Source organism: Mycobacteriales bacterium (assembly GCA_036497565.1).
GTDB lineage: Bacteria > Actinomycetota > Actinomycetes > Mycobacteriales > QHCD01 > DASXJE01.
Map to the genome: position 1 here is coordinate 106,833 of DASXJE010000018.1, position 16,854 is coordinate 123,686.

Annotated in this window: 18 protein-coding genes; 16 read left to right on the plus strand and 2 right to left on the minus strand. The window is 71.6% G+C overall.

The genetic code is table 11. The features are described 5' to 3' along the window. The first annotated feature begins 25 nt into the window (after positions 1 to 25). Entirely contained in the window at positions 26 to 1,708 is a 1,683-nt protein-coding gene (locus VGH85_01940) for an alpha-amylase family glycosyl hydrolase (protein HEY2172549.1), read from the plus strand. Here the strand turns inward: VGH85_01940 and VGH85_01945 are convergent. Further along, the gene (locus VGH85_01945; GenBank protein ID HEY2172550.1) at positions 1,686 to 2,579 is read right to left on the minus strand and encodes an arginase family protein; all 894 of its coding nucleotides are present in this window, start codon (positions 2,577 to 2,579) and stop codon (positions 1,686 to 1,688) included. The two genes, VGH85_01940 and VGH85_01945, sit on opposite strands and share 23 nt — an antisense overlap. Positions 2,580 to 2,742: 163 nt before the next feature. Here VGH85_01945 and ftsY point away from each other — a divergent pair, with 163 nt between their 5' ends. From ftsY to lepB, 13 genes are all read left to right on the plus strand, one after another. Beyond that, positions 2,743 to 3,903: a signal recognition particle-docking protein FtsY gene (gene ftsY, locus VGH85_01950; GenBank protein ID HEY2172551.1), complete on the plus strand. Its 1,161-nt coding sequence runs from the start codon at positions 2,743 to 2,745 to the stop codon at positions 3,901 to 3,903. Positions 3,904 to 3,987: 84 nt separating this feature from the next. Then, entirely contained in the window at positions 3,988 to 5,358 is a 1,371-nt protein-coding gene (locus tag VGH85_01955) for an ammonium transporter (protein ID HEY2172552.1), read from the plus strand. Beyond that, a complete protein-coding gene (locus VGH85_01960; protein ID HEY2172553.1) occupies positions 5,355 to 5,693 on the plus strand; it encodes a P-II family nitrogen regulator in 339 nt (112 codons plus the stop codon). The genes VGH85_01955 and VGH85_01960 overlap by 4 nt, the downstream gene beginning before the upstream one ends. Before the next feature lie 37 nt (positions 5,694 to 5,730). Continuing rightward, a complete protein-coding gene (locus VGH85_01965) occupies positions 5,731 to 7,980 on the plus strand; it encodes a [protein-PII] uridylyltransferase (protein HEY2172554.1) in 2,250 nt (749 codons plus the stop codon). Between the two features lie 29 nt (positions 7,981 to 8,009). Further along, positions 8,010 to 9,560, plus strand: a complete 1,551-nt coding sequence (gene ffh, locus VGH85_01970) for a signal recognition particle protein (protein HEY2172555.1) — start codon at positions 8,010 to 8,012, stop codon at positions 9,558 to 9,560. Continuing rightward, positions 9,557 to 10,630 carry an amidohydrolase family protein gene (locus tag VGH85_01975; GenBank protein HEY2172556.1) on the plus strand — a complete coding sequence of 358 codons (1,074 nt, stop codon included), beginning with the start codon at positions 9,557 to 9,559 and terminating at the stop codon, positions 10,628 to 10,630. Before ffh ends, VGH85_01975 begins: the two co-directional genes overlap by 4 nt. 15 nt (positions 10,631 to 10,645) lie before the next feature. Further along, positions 10,646 to 12,046 (plus strand): proline--tRNA ligase, encoded by a 1,401-nt coding sequence (proS, locus tag VGH85_01980; GenBank protein ID HEY2172557.1) that lies wholly within the window; start codon positions 10,646 to 10,648, stop codon positions 12,044 to 12,046. Between the two features lie 164 nt (positions 12,047 to 12,210). Continuing rightward, complete coding sequence (gene rpsP / locus VGH85_01985) at positions 12,211 to 12,771, plus strand: 30S ribosomal protein S16 (GenBank protein ID HEY2172558.1); 561 nt, start codon at positions 12,211 to 12,213, stop codon at positions 12,769 to 12,771. Between the two features lie 3 nt (positions 12,772 to 12,774). Then, the gene (locus tag VGH85_01990; GenBank protein ID HEY2172559.1) at positions 12,775 to 13,008 is read left to right on the plus strand and encodes an RNA-binding protein; all 234 of its coding nucleotides are present in this window, start codon (positions 12,775 to 12,777) and stop codon (positions 13,006 to 13,008) included. Between the two features lie 7 nt (positions 13,009 to 13,015). After that, on the plus strand, positions 13,016 to 13,525 hold the full coding sequence (rimM, locus tag VGH85_01995; GenBank protein HEY2172560.1) for a ribosome maturation factor RimM: 510 nt from the start codon (positions 13,016 to 13,018) through the stop codon (positions 13,523 to 13,525). 2 nt (positions 13,526 to 13,527) lie between these two features. Beyond that, positions 13,528 to 14,292, plus strand: coding sequence for a tRNA (guanosine(37)-N1)-methyltransferase TrmD (gene trmD, locus VGH85_02000; GenBank protein HEY2172561.1), 765 nt, complete (start codon positions 13,528 to 13,530; stop codon positions 14,290 to 14,292). A gap of 115 nt (positions 14,293 to 14,407) precedes the next feature. Then, positions 14,408 to 14,764, plus strand: coding sequence for a 50S ribosomal protein L19 (gene rplS / locus VGH85_02005; GenBank protein HEY2172562.1), 357 nt, complete (start codon positions 14,408 to 14,410; stop codon positions 14,762 to 14,764). Between the two features lie 13 nt (positions 14,765 to 14,777). Then, positions 14,778 to 15,665 (plus strand): signal peptidase I, encoded by an 888-nt coding sequence (gene lepB / locus VGH85_02010; protein ID HEY2172563.1) that lies wholly within the window; start codon positions 14,778 to 14,780, stop codon positions 15,663 to 15,665. Here lepB and VGH85_02015 read toward each other — a convergent pair. Beyond that, positions 15,641 to 16,168 (minus strand): CGNR zinc finger domain-containing protein, encoded by a 528-nt coding sequence (locus VGH85_02015; GenBank protein HEY2172564.1) that lies wholly within the window; start codon positions 16,166 to 16,168, stop codon positions 15,641 to 15,643. The genes lepB and VGH85_02015 overlap by 25 nt on opposite strands. Positions 16,169 to 16,284: 116 nt before the next feature. Here VGH85_02015 and VGH85_02020 point away from each other — a divergent pair, with 116 nt between their 5' ends. Next, a complete protein-coding gene (locus VGH85_02020; protein ID HEY2172565.1) occupies positions 16,285 to 16,470 on the plus strand; it encodes a hypothetical protein in 186 nt (61 codons plus the stop codon). Next, positions 16,470 to 16,847, plus strand: coding sequence for a VOC family protein (locus VGH85_02025; protein HEY2172566.1), 378 nt, complete (start codon positions 16,470 to 16,472; stop codon positions 16,845 to 16,847). The genes VGH85_02020 and VGH85_02025 overlap by 1 nt, the downstream gene beginning before the upstream one ends. Positions 16,848 to 16,854 lie beyond the last annotated feature (7 nt).

The window sequence follows — 16,854 nt, forward strand, 5'->3', positions numbered from 1 at the left end:
ACCACGCCTGACAGAATCACCGTCCGTGACTTCTGAGCTCTCCGACGCCGTACCCGGCGAAGCCCGTCCCTGGTGGCGCGACGCCGTCATCTACCAGGTCTACCTGCGCTCGTTCGCCGACGGGACGGGCGACGGTCTCGGCGACATCGCCGGGATCAGGTCCCGGCTGCCGTATCTCGCCGACCTCGGTGTCGACGCGATCTGGATCAATCCGTGGTACCCGTCGCCGCAGGCCGACGGCGGCTATGACGTGGCCGACTTCCGGGCGATCGATCCGGCGTTCGGGACCCTGCCCGAGGCCGAGGCGCTGCTCGACGAGGCGCACCGGCACGGCATCCGGGTGATCCTCGACATCGTCCCCAACCACACCAGCGACCAGCATCCGTGGTTCCAGCAGGCACTGGCCGCCGGACCCGGATCGCCCGAACGCGACCGCTACGTCTTCCGTGCCGGCCGCGGCGAGAACGGTGACACACCACCCACCAACTGGACGTCGACCTTCGGCGGACCGGCGTGGCGGCGGGTCACCGGATCCGACGGCACGCCGGGGGAGTGGTACCTGCACCTGTTCGCCCCGGAGCAGCCCGACCTCAACTGGGAGAACCCGGCGGTGGCCGCCGAATTCGAAGACGTGCTGCGCTTCTGGTTCGACCGTGGCGTGGACGGCTTCCGCATCGACGTGGCGCACGGTCTGGCCAAGGACCCGACCTACCCCGACCTGCCCGAGATCTGGGCGGCGCCGGAGGAGCCACCGTTCGGGACCGTCCACCCGGCGTGGGACCAGGACGCGGTGCACGAGATCTACCGGTCCTGGCGCAAGATCGCCGACTCCTACGACGAGCCGCGCATCTTCGTCGGCGAGGCGTGGGTGTCACCGGCCGAACGGCTGGCCCGCTACGTCCGCCCCGACGAGTTGCACACGACGTTCAACTTCGACTTCCTCAAGGCGCCGTGGGACGCGGCGGCGATGCGGGCCGTGATCGACGAGTCGACCCGGTCGATCGGGTCGGTCGGTGCCCCGACGACCTGGGTGCTCTCCAACCACGACGTCGTCCGGCACGTCACCCGCTACGGCCGCCCGGCCGGCCGCGAGAACGCCAACGCCGGAGCGGTCGAGGCCTCACTCGAAGTCGGGCTACGCCGGGCCCGGGCCGCTGCGCTGCTCGAGCTCGCCCTGCCCGGCGGCGCCTACGTCTACCAGGGGGAGGAACTCGGCCTCGAGGAGGTCGAAGACCTTCCGGTCGAGGTGCTGCAGGACCCGGTCTGGGAGCGCTCGAAGCACACCAACCGCGGGCGGGACGGCTCCCGGGTGCCGATTCCGTGGTCGGGTGACCGGTCGCCGTTCGGGTTCGGTCCGGCCGGCTCGACCCCGTGGCTACCTCAGCCGGCGGGCTGGAAGGACCGCACCGCCGACGCGCAGGCGGACGACCCGGCCTCGACCTTGTCGCTCTACCGCGCGGCGCTGCGGATCCGACACGAGCAGCCGGCGCTCGGGGACGGAACCTTCGAATGGCTCGAGTCGGCGCCCGGAGTGCTGGCCTTCGCCCGCGAGCCCGGCTTCGTCTGTCTGGTGAACATGTCTCCCGGCCCGGCGGTGCTCCCGCCGTACGACGAGGTGCTGCTCGCCAGCGAGCCGTTCGACGACCGCGCCGACCCGCGGCTGCCCGTCGACCACGCCGTCTGGCTCAGGGTCCCGTCAGCGCGCTGACCAGACCCGAGACGTAGCGCTCGAGGATCGTGCCGTCGGCGTCGTGGGTCGGGTTGACCTCGGTGAGCACCAGACCGGCGCAGGACTCGTGCCGGACCAGCACAGCCAGGGCGGCGAGCACCGCGTCGAGGGGAACACCGCTGTCGTAGTGCGGGAAGTTGCCCAGCGGCAGGTCACCGGAGTCGACCACGTCGACGTCGAGGTGTACGACGACGGGCCCGGACGCGCCGGCCACCCGGGCGATGGCCTCCTCGGCGACCTTCTCCGGTGCGCCGGCCAGGTCCGGGCCGGCGAAGTATCCGACACCGCGCTGCTCGAGGAACGCATGCCCGGAAGCGTCGACCTCCCGCGGATCGCAGCCGACCAGGCACAGCCGGGCCGGCTCGACGAGAGCTCCCGGGCGGTTCAGACCGGCCAGTCGGGGCGCGCCGGCTCCGAGCAGATGGGCGACCCCCATGGAGTCGAAGATCCCGGACTCGGTGTGCTCCGGCGTTCCCACGTCGGCGTCTCCGTCGACGTAGACCAGGCCCGTGTCGTCGCGGATCCGGCCGAATCCCGCCATCACGCCGAGCGTAAGGGTGCAGTCGCCGCCGAGCACCAGGGGCCGGCGCCCGTCCCGGACCACGTCGGCGACCCGGTCGGCGAGCCCGATCGCCGCGGCCACCACCCCGTCGAGATTGCGCTCGCGCGGGTGGGCCGGGTCGGCGACGAACGGAGTGACCGGCAGGTCGCCGCCGTCGACGATCGACATCCCACCGTCGCGCAGCCGGTCGAGGAGTCCGGCCCGGCGCAGGGCCGCGGGCGCGCGCTCCTGACCTGCATGGTGCGCCCCGGCACTGCTCGGTGCCCCGATTGCTTCCCACTCGGCCATTTGTGGTCGACCTCCGTCACCGGCTAATCACTTTCACTGGTTACTACTCCCACCTTCGTACCGCACCGGCACCACCGTTGCAACCGGCGAACGGCGTACGCCGGTTACGGGCAGGCGAGCACGGGGGCGTCAGGGGTGCGCGCCGCTCTGAGAGGATCGCCGCATGGAGTACGTGATCATCGCCGTCGTGGTCGTCGTCATCGCCATCGCCGCGGTCGTCGGGCTGGTGGTGCCGCGCCGACGCCGCCGGGTCGACCCGGGCGAGGAGTCGTCGACCACCCTGCAGCTGCCCGCCCAGCCATCCACGACCGCGCCCGCCGACTCCGCGCCCGCCGACTCCGAGGTCGAGTCGCCGGCGGCCGAGGCGCCCGAGGCGCCGGCGGTCGAGACGCCCGAACCCACGGCAGGGCGACTGGTGCGGCTGCGGTCCCGGCTGGCCCGGTCGCAGTCGACGATGGGCAAGGGCCTGCTCGCCGTCCTCGCCCGCGACCGCCTCGACGACGACGCCTGGGAGGAGATCGAGGACACCCTGCTCGGCGCGGACGTCGGCGTCACCGCCACGACCGAGATCGTGGACCGGTTGCGGGAGCGCACCCGGGTGCTCGGCACCCGGTCGCCGGAGGAGCTGCGACGCCTGCTCGCCGAGGAGCTGCTCACCGCCATCGGCACCGACACCGACCGCGAGCTGCACACCTTCCCGCACGCCGACAGCCCGGCCGTGGTCCTCGTGGTCGGGGTCAACGGCACCGGGAAGACGACGACCTGCGGCAAGCTCGCCCGCGTCCTGGTCGCCGACGGCCGCAGCGTGCTGCTGGGTGCCGCCGACACCTTCCGCGCCGCCGGTGCCGACCAGCTCGCCACCTGGGGCGCGCGAGTCGGGGCGGAGACCGTCCGAGGCCCCGAGGGCGGGGACCCGGCGTCGGTGGCCTTCGACGCGGTGCGGCAGGGGAAGGAGCGCCACGTCGACACGGTGCTCATCGACACCGCCGGCCGGCTGCACACGAAGTCGGGGCTGATGGACGAGCTGGACAAGGTCAAGCGGGTCGTCGAAAAGCAGGGCCCCATCGACGAGACCCTCCTCGTCCTGGACGCGACGACCGGGCAGAACGGCCTCATCCAGGCCCGGGTCTTCACCGAGGCCGTCGACTGCACCGGCATCGTGCTCACCAAGCTCGACGGCACCGCGAAGGGCGGTATCGTCATCGCCGTCCAGCGCGAGCTCGGGGTCCCGGTGAAGCTGATCGGACTCGGTGAGGGTCCGGACGACCTGGCGCCCTTCGATCCGCCGGCGTTCGTCGACGCGCTGCTCGGCGAGCCGGCCTGAATTCACAACGACGAAACATCGCCGGTCGCATCCGGAAACATCGTTTCGGCAGTCTCACGGCACGTCCCCGCAATGAGGAGCGCCATGAGTCTCGCCCTGCTCGCCACCGGCCCGGCCACCGTGCCGGCCCTCGCCGCCCCGTTCGACCTGTCCAAGATCGACACCGGATCCACCGCCTGGGTCCTCGCCAGTACCGCGCTCGTCCTGCTGATGACACCCGGCCTCGCCTTCTTCTACGGCGGCATGGTGCGGAGCAAGAACATGCTCGGCATGCTGATGCAGAACTTCGTCACGATCGCGATCGTCAGCATCGTGTGGGTCCTGGTCTCGTTCTCCCTCGCCTTCGGCAAGGGCAACGGATTCATCGGCGACCTGCATTTCGCCGGCCTGCAACACATGACCGAGGTCGTGCCCGGGTACGTCGGCGCCGCGGCGCAGACAATCCCGCCGATCGTGTTCGTGATCTTCCAGATGATGTTCGCGGTCATCACGCCCGCGCTGATCACCGGCTCCACGGCGGACCGGTGGAAATTCGGCGCGTTCGTCGGCTTCGTCGTCGCCTGGTCGATCCTCGTCTACGGTCCCGTCGCGCACTGGGTGTTCTCGCCTGAGGGCTGGCTCTTCCAGCGTGGCGCGCTGGACTTCGCCGGCGGGACCGTGGTGCACATCAACGCCGGTGCCGCGGGACTCGCGATGGCGCTGGTGCTCGGCCGGCGGCGCGGCTGGCCCAAGGAACAGATGCGCCCGCACAACCTGCCGTTCACCCTGCTCGGTGCCGGCCTGCTGTGGTTCGGCTGGTTCGGTTTCAACGCCGGTTCCGCGCTGGGGGCCAACAACCTGGCCGGCTACGCGTTCGTCAACACCAACACGGCCACCGCGGCGGCGTGCCTCGGCTGGATCCTGGTGGAGAAGATCAAGTACGGCAAGGCGACGACACTCGGCGCCGCGTCCGGCGCCGTCGCCGGACTGGTCGCCATCACGCCGGCGGCCGGATTCGTCAGCCCGCTCGGCTCGATCGCGGTCGGCCTCTTCGCCGGGGTGGTCTGCCCGCTCGCGGTGAGCCTGAAGTCCAAGTTCGGCTTCGACGACTCGCTCGACGTCGTCGGCGTCCACCTGGTGGGCGGGATCATCGGCTCACTGTGCGTCGGCCTGTTCGCCACGATCGACACCAACTCGGCCGGGCGGGACGGGTTGTTCTACGGAGGTGGAGCGGGCCTGCTCGGGGAGCAGGCGCTCGCCGTGATCTGCGTGATGGCGTACTCCTTCGTGATGACGCTCATCATCGGCAAGGTCATCGGCCTGATCACGCGCAACCGGGTCACCGAGGAGGATGAGATCACCGGTCTCGACATCTCGATGCACGGTGAGTCGGCGTACGAGTTCGGTTCGGTCGGTGGCGGACACACGGCGCAGGTGCCGTCCGGCGCCGCGCAGAAGACGGAGGTGAACGCATGAGGCTCATCACCGCGATCATCAAGCCCTTCCGGCTCGACGACGTCAAAGCTGCACTCGAGGCCCTCGGTGTCGCCGGGTTGACGGTCGGCGAGGTACAGGGATTCGGCCGGCAGAAGGGTCACACCGAGGTCTACCGGGGCGCTGAGTACACCGTCGATCTCGTGCCCAAGCTCAAGGTGGAGGTGCTGGTCGACGACTTCGACGCCGACAAGGTCGTCGACGCGGTCGTCGATGCCGCCCGGACCGGATCCATCGGCGACGGCAAGGTCTGGGTGACGCCGGTCGAGCACCTCGTGCGGGTTCGTACCGGGGAACGGGGACCGGACGCCCTCTGATGCCGCGGCCGAGCTCCGCGCCGGTCGAGACCGCCTGATCAAGGATCAGCGGCTCACCGGCGCGGAGCTTCGGGCCGCGCTGAGCGACCTGTATCAACAGACGTTGGCGGACCTGCTGGCCCCCCGGCCGAACCTCGCACTCGTCGCGGTCGGCAGTCTCGGTCGCGGCGAGGTCGCGCCGTACGGCGACATCGACCTCGTTCTCGTCCACGACGGGCAGTCCGACGTCGGGTCGGTGGCCGAGTCGGTCTGGTACCCGCTGTGGGACGCCGGCGTTTCCCTCGACCATTCCGTGCGCACCCTGCCGGAGGCGCTGAGCCTGGCCGAGAGCGATCTCGCGGTCGCGCTCGGCCTGCTGGTCGCCCGACCGGTCGCGGGCGACCTCGCCGTCGGTGACGAGCTCCGACGTGAGGCCCGGACCGCGTGGCGGCGTAACGGCGTCCGGCGGGTGGCCGATCTTTCCGCCGCCGCCGAGGAACGGGTCCGCCGGTTCGGAGAGCTCGCCTTCCTCGTCGAACCGGATCTGAAGCAGTGCCTGGGCGGCCTGCGCGACGTCCATGCACTGCACGGTCTCGCGGTCGCGCAGCTGGCCGACCCGATCGGTCCGTCCGTCGCCGCGGCCTACCGCCTCCTGCTCGACGTCCGGGGTGAGCTGCACCTGGGCGCCGGCCGGGCGCTGGACCGGCTGGTGCACCACCAGCAGGCCGAGATCGCGGCGGCGCTGGACTTCCCGGATGCCGACGCGCTGCTGCGGGCCGTCTCCGACGCCGGCCGCACCATCACCTTCACCTGGGACATGGCGGTACGCCGGATCGACGCCGAGGAGTCGAGCCGGCGGCCGCGTTGGCGCCGGCGTGCGGAGCCGACCCGTCGCCCGCTCGCCGACGGTGTCGTCGAGCAGGGCAAGGAGGTCGTGCTCGCCCGGGACGCCGATCCCGGGGGAGATCCGACGCTGGCGCTGCGGGTGGCGGCCGCGGCGGCCGGCTCCGGGCTCCCCGTCTCGCCGTTCACCCTCCGCCGGCTGGTCGAGAGCCGGCCGGTGCTTCCGGTCCCGTGGCCGCCCGCCGCCCGCGACGCCCTGGTGGGTCTGCTGGCCGCCGGGCACGGCGCGATCGCCCCGCTCGAGGCACTGGATCGCAGCGGGCTGCTCGTGAGCATGCTGCCCGAGTGGGAGCACGTCCGGTGCCGTCCGCAGCGCGACCCGGTGCACCGCTTCACCGTCGACCGCCACCTCATGGAGACCGCGGCGAACGCCGCTGAGCGGGTCCGTGACGTGAGCCGACCCGATCTGCTGCTCATCGCCGCGTTGCTGCACGACGTGGGCAAGGGGCTCGGCGACGACCACAGTCGCGAGGGCGCATTGGTCGCCGAGCGGATCGCGCGGCGGATCGGACTGTCTGCGGCCGACGCGGCCCTCGTCGCGGGCGCCGTGCGTCACCACCTCCTGCTGCCGGACACGGCGACCCGGCGCGATCTGGACGACCCCGCGACCGTGGCCACCGTTGCGAAGGCGGTCGACGGGTCGACGGAGTTGTTGGAGATCTTGGCCGCCCTGGCAGAAGCGGACGGACTGGCGACCGGTCCGGCGGCGTGGAGCGACTGGAAGGCGTCGCTGGTCGGCGATCTGGCCGCCCGGACCCGCGGCGCACTGCACGGCGCCCCGCCCGAGGTGACGCCGCGGCTGACTCCGGATCAGCAGGCGCTGGCCCGCGAGGGGGCGATCGCGGTCATGGTCGACGGCGGCGAGGTGACGGTGGCCGCGCCCGACTCCGCCGGTCTGCTCAGCCGGGCGGCCGGCGTACTGGCGCTGCACCACCTCGACGTCCGGGCGGCGAGCATCACGACCGACCTGTCCTTCGCCGTCGACGTCTTCACGGTGTCCCCGAGGTTCGGCCGGCTCCCGGATCCCGAGTTGTTGCGGGCCGACCTCCGGCAGGCGCTCGCCGGGCGGTTGCCGCTCGCGGACCGACTGGCGGTGCTCGAGCAGCGGTACCGCTCGGCGCAGACCCGGTTTCCCCCGCCGCGCGTGCTGTGGTTCGACGGCGCCGCCACCGATGCGACGGTCGTCGAGTTGCGCGCCGGGAACTCGCTGGGGCTGTTGCACCGTGTCACCGTGGCGCTGGAGTCCTGCGGTCTCGACGTCCGGTCGGCGCGGATCAGCACGCAGGGGTCCGCGGTGGTCGACGCGTTCTACGTCGTGGACGCCGCCGGACGGCTGGTCACGGATCCGGACCGACGGGCCCGGGTCGAGGCGGCGCTGGTGTCCGCCGCGGGTGAGGGCGACTGAGCGTTCGCCGGTCCGTCTACCCTGGGCAGGTGTTCGACACCCTCTCCGAGCGACTCGAGAAGACGTTCACCGCGCTGCGCGGCAAAGGACGGCTCTCTGAGTCCGACATCGACGCCACCTGCCGGGAGATCCGCATCGCCCTGCTCGAGGCCGATGTCGCGTTGCCCGCCGTTCGGACGTTCATCAACGAGATCAAGGAGCGGGCCAGCGGCGCCGAGGTCTCCCAGGCGCTGAACCCCGCCCAGCAGGTCATCAAGATCGTCAACGAGGAGCTCGTCGGGATCCTGGGCGGTGAGACCCGGCGCCTGGTCTTCGCCAAGACACCGCCGACGGTGATCCTGCTCGCCGGTCTGCAGGGCTCGGGTAAGACGACCCTGGCCGGCAAGCTCGGTCGCTGGCTGAAGTCGCAGGGGCATACGCCGCTGCTGGTCGCCGCCGACCTGCAGCGACCCAACGCCGTCACGCAGCTGCAGGTCGTCGGCGGCCAGGCCGGAGTCGAGGTCTTCGCGCCGCATCCCGGCGCCACCGGGGAGGGCCAGCCGACCGCCGGCGACCCGGTCGAGGTCGCACGCCAGGGCGTCGAGGAAGCCCGGCACCGGATGTACGACACCGTCGTGGTCGACACGGCCGGCCGACTCGGCGTCGACGAGGAGATGATGAGCCAGGCGGCGGCGATCCGGGACGCCGTCGAGCCCGACGAGACGCTGTTCGTGGTCGACGCCATGATCGGGCAGGACGCGGTCACGACCGCGCAGGCGTTCCGCGACGGGGTCGGCTTCTCCGGGGTCGTGCTGACCAAGCTCGACGGCGACGCCCGCGGCGGCGCGGCGCTCTCGGTGCGTTACGTCACCGGCCAGCCCATCCTCTTCGCCTCGACCGGCGAGAAGCTCACCGATTTCGACGTCTTCCACCCCGAGCGGATGGCCTCCCGGATCCTCGGCATGGGCGACGTGCTCACCCTGATCGAGCAGGCCGAGGCCACGTTCGACGCCGGCGAGGCCGAGCGGATGGCCGGCAAGCTGACCTCTGGCGGCGACTTCACGCTCGAGGACTTCCTCGAGCAGATGCTGGCGATCCGCCGGATGGGTCCGATCTCCAACCTGCTCGGCATGCTGCCCGGCATGGGACAGATGAAGGACCAGCTCGAGTCGGTCGACGACCGCGATCTCGACCGCACCGCCGCCATCATCCGCTCGATGACCCCGGGCGAACGCGCCGACCCGAAGATGATCAACGGGTCCCGGCGGTCCCGGATCGCCCGCGGGTCAGGGGTTTCGGTCTTCGAGGTCAACCAACTCGTCGACCGGTTCTTCGAGGCCCGCAAGATGATGGCGCAGATGGCCGGCGGGATGGGGCTCCCGGGGACCGGTCGTCGCTCGAAGAAGGCCGGCAGCAAGAAGGGGAAGAAGGGCCGCAAGGGCAAGGGCGGTCGCGGCGGCGGCCCGCAGCAGCGGATGCCGGGCGGCCTTCCCCCCGGTTTCCCCGGCGGAGCGCCGAGCGCAGGCCCGGGTTCGGTGCCGCAGTTGCCCCCGGGAACGTCCATGCCCGACCTGAGCAAGCTGAAGTTCCCGAAGCAGTGACGCCGCCGCTCCGGCTGACCGGGACGGTTCTGCCCGGCGGTGAGCGCCGAACGCTGTGGGTGCGCGACGGGCGGATCACCGCTGACCCCGTGCCGGACGCCCAGCCGGTCAGCGACTCCGGCTGGATCGTGCCCGGTCTGGTCGATGCGCACTGTCACGTCGGCCTCGGGCCGGACGGCCCGATCGACGACCACGACGGCCAGGTGGCGCAGGCGGTGACCGACCGGGACGTCGGTGCGCTGCTGCTGCGCGACTGCGGATCACCGGTCGACACCCGGTGGCTGCAGGAGCGCGAGGACACCCCCCGGCTGATCCGGGCCGGCCGTCACCTGGCCCGTCCCCGGCGCTACCTGCGCGGCCTGGCGGTGGAGGTCGAGCCGGCCGATCTACCGGCCGAGGTGGACCAGCAGGTCAAGGACGGCGACGGATGGGTCAAGCTGGTCGGCGACTGGATCGACCGCGACTCCGGCGATCTCGCGCCGTTGTGGACCGCAGACACGCTCGTCGAAGCGGTGCGGCGGGCACACGCGGGCGGTGCCCGGGTCGCCGTACACACCTTCGGCGAGGAGGCGTTGCCGGACCTGATCGCCGCCGGCGTCGACTCGATCGAGCACGGCTCGGGACTCACCGACGACCTGATCCCGGCGATGGCCGAGCGTGGCGCGGCCCTCGTGCCCACGCTGATCAACGTGGCCAATTTCCCGGCCATCGCCGATTCGGCATCGAAATTCCCCAGCTACGCCGCCCGGATGCGACGCCTGCACCGCTCGGCCCGCGACCGGGTCCGCTCCGCGTACGACGCCGGGATCCCGATCTACGCCGGCAGCGACGCCGGCGGACTGCCGCACGGATTGATCGTCGACGAGATCCTCGCCCTGCACGAGGCCGGACTGTCGACGGTGGACGCGTTGGCGGCCGCATCCTGGCGGGCGCGGTCTTGGCTCGGACTCGACGGCATCGAGGAAGGCGCACCCGCCGACCTGGTGGTCTACGACGCGGACCCGCGCGCCGACCTGCAGGTGCTGCGTGCCCCGAGCCGCATCGTGCTGCGCGGCCGCGTGGTGCGCTGATCTAACCTGCCTGCCATGGCATCCGTGCTCACTCCACAGTCCGAGAACTTCCCCCGCTGGTATCAGGACGTCGTCGCGAAGGCCGAACTCGCCGAGAACGGCCCGGTGCGCGGCACGCAGATGATCCGCCCTTGGGGATACGCGCTGTGGGAGCGCATGCAGGCTGACATGGACGCCCGCATCAAGGCCACCGGTGCCGCCAACGTGTCCTTCCCGCTCTTCATCCCCGAGTCCTACCTGCACCGCGAGGCCGAGCACGTCGAGGGCTTCAGCCCCGAGGTGGCCGTCGTCACCCACGCCGGCGGCAAGGAACTCGAGGAGCCGCTGGTGGTCCGTCCGACCAGCGAGACGCTCTTCGGCGACTACATGGCCAAGTGGGTGCAGAGCTACCGCGACCTGCCGATGCTGCTCAACCAGTGGTGCAACGTCGTCCGCTGGGAGATGCGCACCCGGCTGTTCCTGCGGTCCAGCGAGTTTCTCTGGCAGGAGGGCCACACCGCCCACGCCACCAAGGAGGAAGCCGGCACCTACGCCCGGCGGATCCTCTACGACGTCTACCGGGCGTTCATGGTCGACGTCCTCGCGATGCCCATCGTCGCGGGGCTGAAGACCAAGGCGGAGCGCTTCCCCGGGGCCATCAACACGATGACCTGCGAGGCGATGATGGCCGACGGCAAGGCGCTGCAGATGGGCACCAGCCACGAATTCGGCCAGACCTTCGCCCGCGCGTTCGGTATCGAGTTCCTCGGTGCCGACAGCAGACGGGAGTTCGCCTGGACCACCTCGTGGGGTTCGACGACCCGCATGGTGGGCGGCCTGATCATGTGCCACGGCGACGACGGCGGGCTGCGGGTGCCGCCGCGGCTGGCCCACATCCAGGCTGTCGTGCTCGCCGTGAAGGCCGACGTCGCCGACCGGGCGCACGAGCTCGCCGCGACCCTGCGAGAGAGCGGCGTACGGGTCTCCGTCGACGACCGGACTGACGTGCCGTTCGGCCGCCGGGCGGTCGACTGGGAGCTCAAGGGCGTGCCGGTCCGGATCGAGATCGGCCCGCGCGACCTCGCCGCCGGGACCGCCACGCTGGTACGCCGGGTGCCCGGGACCAAGGAGCCGGTGCCGCTCGACCGGCTCGAGGGCGCGGTCGCCGAGGCGCTCGTCGCCGACCAGGAGGCGCTGCTCGACCAGGCGCGCGAGCGTCAGGCCGCCCGTACGGCCGACGTCACAACCATCGACGCCGCCGTCGAGGCGGCAGGATCGGGATGGGCCCGGATGCCCTGGGCGGACCTCGGCGAGGACGGCGAGCGGAAGCTGGCCGGGGAGGGCGTGACGGTGCGCTGCCTGATCCGTCCGGACGGGACGGTTCCGGACAATGACGGCGAGCCGGACCTGCTCGCCTACGTCGCCCGGGCCTACTGAGTTCGGTCTCCGGCGCACCGTCTGGCAGAATGGCCGGTTGAGTACCCGGCGCGCGCGCGGCCCTCTATCCGGTGCGGGCGCTGGGTCCGTCAGGACGGGCGTCACCGCAACCCCACGCGGTCGCCGCACGGCCACCCGAGTAGATGAGTGGAGCACCCACCCCTGTGGCAACCAAGATCAAGCTGATGCGCCTGGGCAAGATGCGCGCGCCGTACTACCGGATCGTCGTCGCCGACGCCCGCACCAAGCGGGACGGTCGGTCCATCGAGACGATCGGCAAGTACCACCCGAAGGACGACCCCTCGTTCATCGAGGTCGACTCCGACCGGGCGCTGTACTGGCTCGGCGTCGGTGCCCAGCCCACCGAGGCGGTCGCGGCGATCCTGAAGGTGACCGGCGACTGGCAGAAGTTCAAGGGCCTGCCGGCGCCGGAGCCGATGCGCACCGCGGCTCCCAAGGCGGACAAGAAGGCGGTGTTCGAGGCGGCGGCGAAGGAGTCGCTCGGCGAGGCACCGGACGCGACCACCCCGCGCAAGAAGCGCGCCGGCAAGGCGGACGATTCCGCGCCGGAGCCCGAGGCGGCGGCGGACAAGCCTGCGGCCGAGAAGGCCCCAGAAGCGCCCACTGCAGAAACGTCCACTGCAGAAACGTCCACTGCGGAAACGCCCGCTGCGGAGGCGCCCGCGGCGCAGACTCCGGCCGAGTCCGAGGCACGGAGCGAGTAGGTGCTGGAAGCTGCCGTCGAGCATCTGGTACGAGGCATCGTCGACCATCCCGACGACGTCCGGGTCGACCTCGTGCACGGCCGGCGTGGCCGCACGATCGAGGTCCGGGTCAATCCTGAGGACCTTGGCAAGGTGATCGGCCGGGGCGGGCGGACCGCACGGGCGCTGCGCCAGGTCGTCACCGGTGTCGGCGGCCGTGGTGTCCGGGTCGACCTCGTCGACACCGACGAGGTCTGATCCGGGCGTGCGGCTCGTCGTCGGCCGGGTCGGGCGGGCGCACGGCGTCACCGGCGAGGTAGCGGTCACGGTCCGGACCGACGACCCGGACACCCGGTTCGCTCCCGGGTCCGTGCTCGTGACCGAGCCGGAGGCCCGCGGGCCGCTGCGGGTCGACGGCATCCGCTGGCATTCCGGCCGCCTGCTGGTCACCTTCGCCGACGTCGCCGACCGCACCGCGGCCGAGGCGCTGCGCGGCACCGAGCTGGTCGTCGACACCGACGACCTGCCGGCGCTCGAGGACCCCGAGGAGTTCTACGACCACCAGCTGGTCGGTCTCACCGCCGTCCGCACCGACGGCCGTGAGCTGGGCCAGGTCAGCGACGTGATCCACGGGCCGGCGGGGGTGCTGCTGGCCGTCCGCGGTGACTCCGGCGCCGAGTCACTGATCCCGTTCGTCCGGGCCATCGTGCCCGCGGTCGACCTCGCCGCCGCGCGGCTGACCGTCGACCCGCCCGAGGGGTTGCTCGACCTATGACGCTGCGGATCGACGTCGTGACGATCTTCCCCGGCTACTTCGCGCCGCTGGAGCAGTCACTGCTCGGCAAGGCGCGCGAACGGGGCCTGTTCACCGTGGCCGTCCACGACCTGCGGGACTGGGCCACCGGTCCGCACCGCAGCGTCGACGATGCGCCGTACGGCGGCGGCCCGGGCATGCTCATGCGGCCCGAGCCATGGGCCTGGGCGTTCCGGGCCGTCTCCGCCACTCCGGCCCGGCTGGTCGTCCCGACCCCCTCCGGTGTCCCGTTCAGCCAACCGCTCGCGGCGGAGCTGGCCGAGGAGAGCCACCTGGTGTTTGCCTGCGGCCGTTACGAGGGGATCGACCAGCGGGTGATCGATGCCGCCCGCGAGCGGATGGTGGTCGACGAGGTGTCGATCGGCGACTACGTGCTGGCCGGGGGCGAGGCGGCCACGCTGGTGATGATCGAGGCCGTCACCCGGCTGCTGCCCGGTGTGGTGGGCAACGCCGCGAGCGTGACGTCCGACTCGTTCGCCGACGGCCTGCTCGAGGGACCCGCCTACACCAGACCCGAGGAGTGGGCCGGTCACCGGGTGCCGGAGGTGCTGCTGTCCGGCGACCACGCGGCGATCGCCCGCTGGCGGCGCGACGAGGGCCTGCGCCGGACCGCCGTCCGCCGGCCGGATCTGCTGGCCCAGCTGCCGGCCGACGTCCTCGACGAGCGGGACCGTGCGGTGCTGGACGAGGCCGGGTTTCACGTTGCTCCGCCGGATGTGGCACCCTAAGAGGGTTGCCGTGGGCCGATCCGGCCCCGCCACGTCCCTATCGAGACACCGCAGCGTGCCCACCCGCCGGCCAGCGTGTGAGCGTGCGCCTACGTATGAGGAAGCGACGACCGCGATGAACACCCTGGATGCCCTAGACGCTGAGTCCCTGCGCGCCGACATCCCGGATTTCCGGCCCGGCGACACGTTGAAGGTCCATGTGCGGGTCGTGGAGGGCACCCGATCCCGGATCCAGGTGTTTCAGGGCGCCGTGATCCGCCGCCAGGGCAGCGGCGTGCGGGAGACCTTCACCGTCCGCAAGGTGAGCTTCGGGGTCGGTGTCGAGCGCACCTTCCCGGTGCACACCCCGATCATCGACAAGATCGAGGTCGTCACCCGAGGCGACGTCCGCCGGGCGAAGCTCTACTACCTGCGTGATCTGCGCGGCAAGGCGGCGAAGATCAAGGAACGCCGCGAGAACGTCGCTCGCTGACACCGACCACCCCGTGACCGAGCGCGCCGAGCAGGAGCGGGAGACACGGGCGGAGCGACGCCGCGCCGCCAACCGACGGCGTCCCCGCCGCCGTGGCTCCTTCTGGCGCGAACTGCCCGTCCTGCTCATCGTCGCGTTCGTGCTCGCCCTGCTGATCAAGACCTTCCTGGTGCAGGCCTTCTTCATCCCCTCCGGGTCGATGGAGAAGACGCTGCACGGCTGCCCCGGCTGCTCGGGCGACCGGGTCCTGGTCAACAAGCTGGTCTACCGGTTCCACGATCCGCAGCCGGGCGACATCGTCGTCTTCCAGGGCCCGTCCACCTGGCAGCCCGAGGTTCGCATCGCCGAACCGTCGAACCCGATCGAGAAGTTCTTCCGGGCGATCGGCCAGGCGATCGGCGTCGCGCAGCCAAACGAGAAGGACTTCGTCAAGCGGGTCATCGCCGTCGGCGGCCAGACCGTTGCCTGCTGCGATGCGAAGGGCCGGGTGACGGTCAACCATCGGTCACTGAACGAGCCCTACATCTTCGAGAACTCGCCGGACGTCAACGGCGACGCCTGCCCGGAGGGCCGGCGGTTCGGTCCGATCACGGTGCCCAAGGGGCGCCTGTGGGTGATGGGCGACCATCGGGGATTCTCCGCCGACTCCCGATGTCATATCGCCGATCAGTTCCACGGGACCATCGGGGTGAAGGACGTGATCGGCAAGGCGTTCGTCATCGTCTGGCCGCCGTCTCGGTGGAACACGCTCGGGACACCTGAGACGTTCGTCGGACACTCGGTCGGAGCGCTGGGCCCCGCGGGCGTCGCCGCTCCGCTGCTGGTCGGGGGCGTCGCGGTCGGGCCGTTGCTCGGTCGGCGCCGGCGCCGGGCGGGTCAGTCCCGACGACGCGAGCGGTAGGCGCGGGTTTTCTCCCGGTTTCCGCACACGTTCATCGCGCACCACGTACGGGAGCGGTTCCGGCTGGTGTCGTAGAACGCCCACTGGCAGGTGTCGGCCGGGCAGACCTTCAGCCGCCGCCAGGTGCCGTCCTGGCCGGAGGCGGCGGCCGCCGCGAGGATCGTGGCGATGCCGCCCCGTGGACCGTCCTGGACGGGCATCAGCGTCGGCCCCTCGTCGGTGAAGTCCAGGCGCAGCGGGAAGGCTCGGGTGAGCCGGTCCAGGTCGACGGCGGGTGCCGTGCCGTCGTGGTTGGCCCGCAGCGCCGCCCGAAGCCCCTCCCGCACGGCGACGGCGTCGGCGAGGTCCCGCCCGGTCGGAACTCCGGTGGGCAGCGCGTGCTCTGCCAGGAACCGGCCCAGTTCGTCGGGGCCGGACAGCGCCTCGGTGCCGGCCTCGACGTCGTAGCTGTTGACGAAATCGCGGACCAGCGCGGCCTGCTGCGGGATCGACGTCTCGGTCACGGGACCACTGTACTGACAGACACCGCCGTCGTGTGGTGGCCGGTGTCGCCGAAACTGTCGGACACCCGCTCTAGCGTCCGGTCTGCAGATGAGTGGGCGAGCGGCGACGGAGGACCATGATCATGTGGAGTGAGTACGTGTATGCAGACCAGCGGTCGGCGGAGCTGCGGGCCGCGGCCGACGACTACCGCCGCGCCCGGCTGGCCCGGTCGACCGCACGGCGGAGGACGCGGCACCGCAGGCGTCCCCGGAGCACCGAGGTGGTGTGTCTGCGGGCGGCGGCGACCGGTCGGTCGGCCTGATGTCGGTCACGGCGATGCGGGCCGTGCACCTGGTCATCGACTGCGCCGACCTCGACCGGATCACGAGTTTCTGGTCGAGACTGCTCGACCTGCCGGTGGCGGTCGACTCGGAGCCGGACTGGCGTGACCTCGCCCCGCTCGGGACCGGTGGTCCGGTGCTGTCCTTCCAGCGGGTGCCCGATCGCAAGCAGGACAAAAACCGCCTACACCTCGATTTCGAGGTGGCCGACCTCACCCGTGCCGCGGCCCGGACCCGGGCACTGGGTGCGCGGCCGGCGAGCTCGGTCCACGGGGCGGACCGCAGCCGGTGGCAGGTCTGGCGAGATCCTGAGGGCAACGAGTTCTGCCTGTGCGAGGAGGGATCGCCGGCGTCGTAGGGTGCAC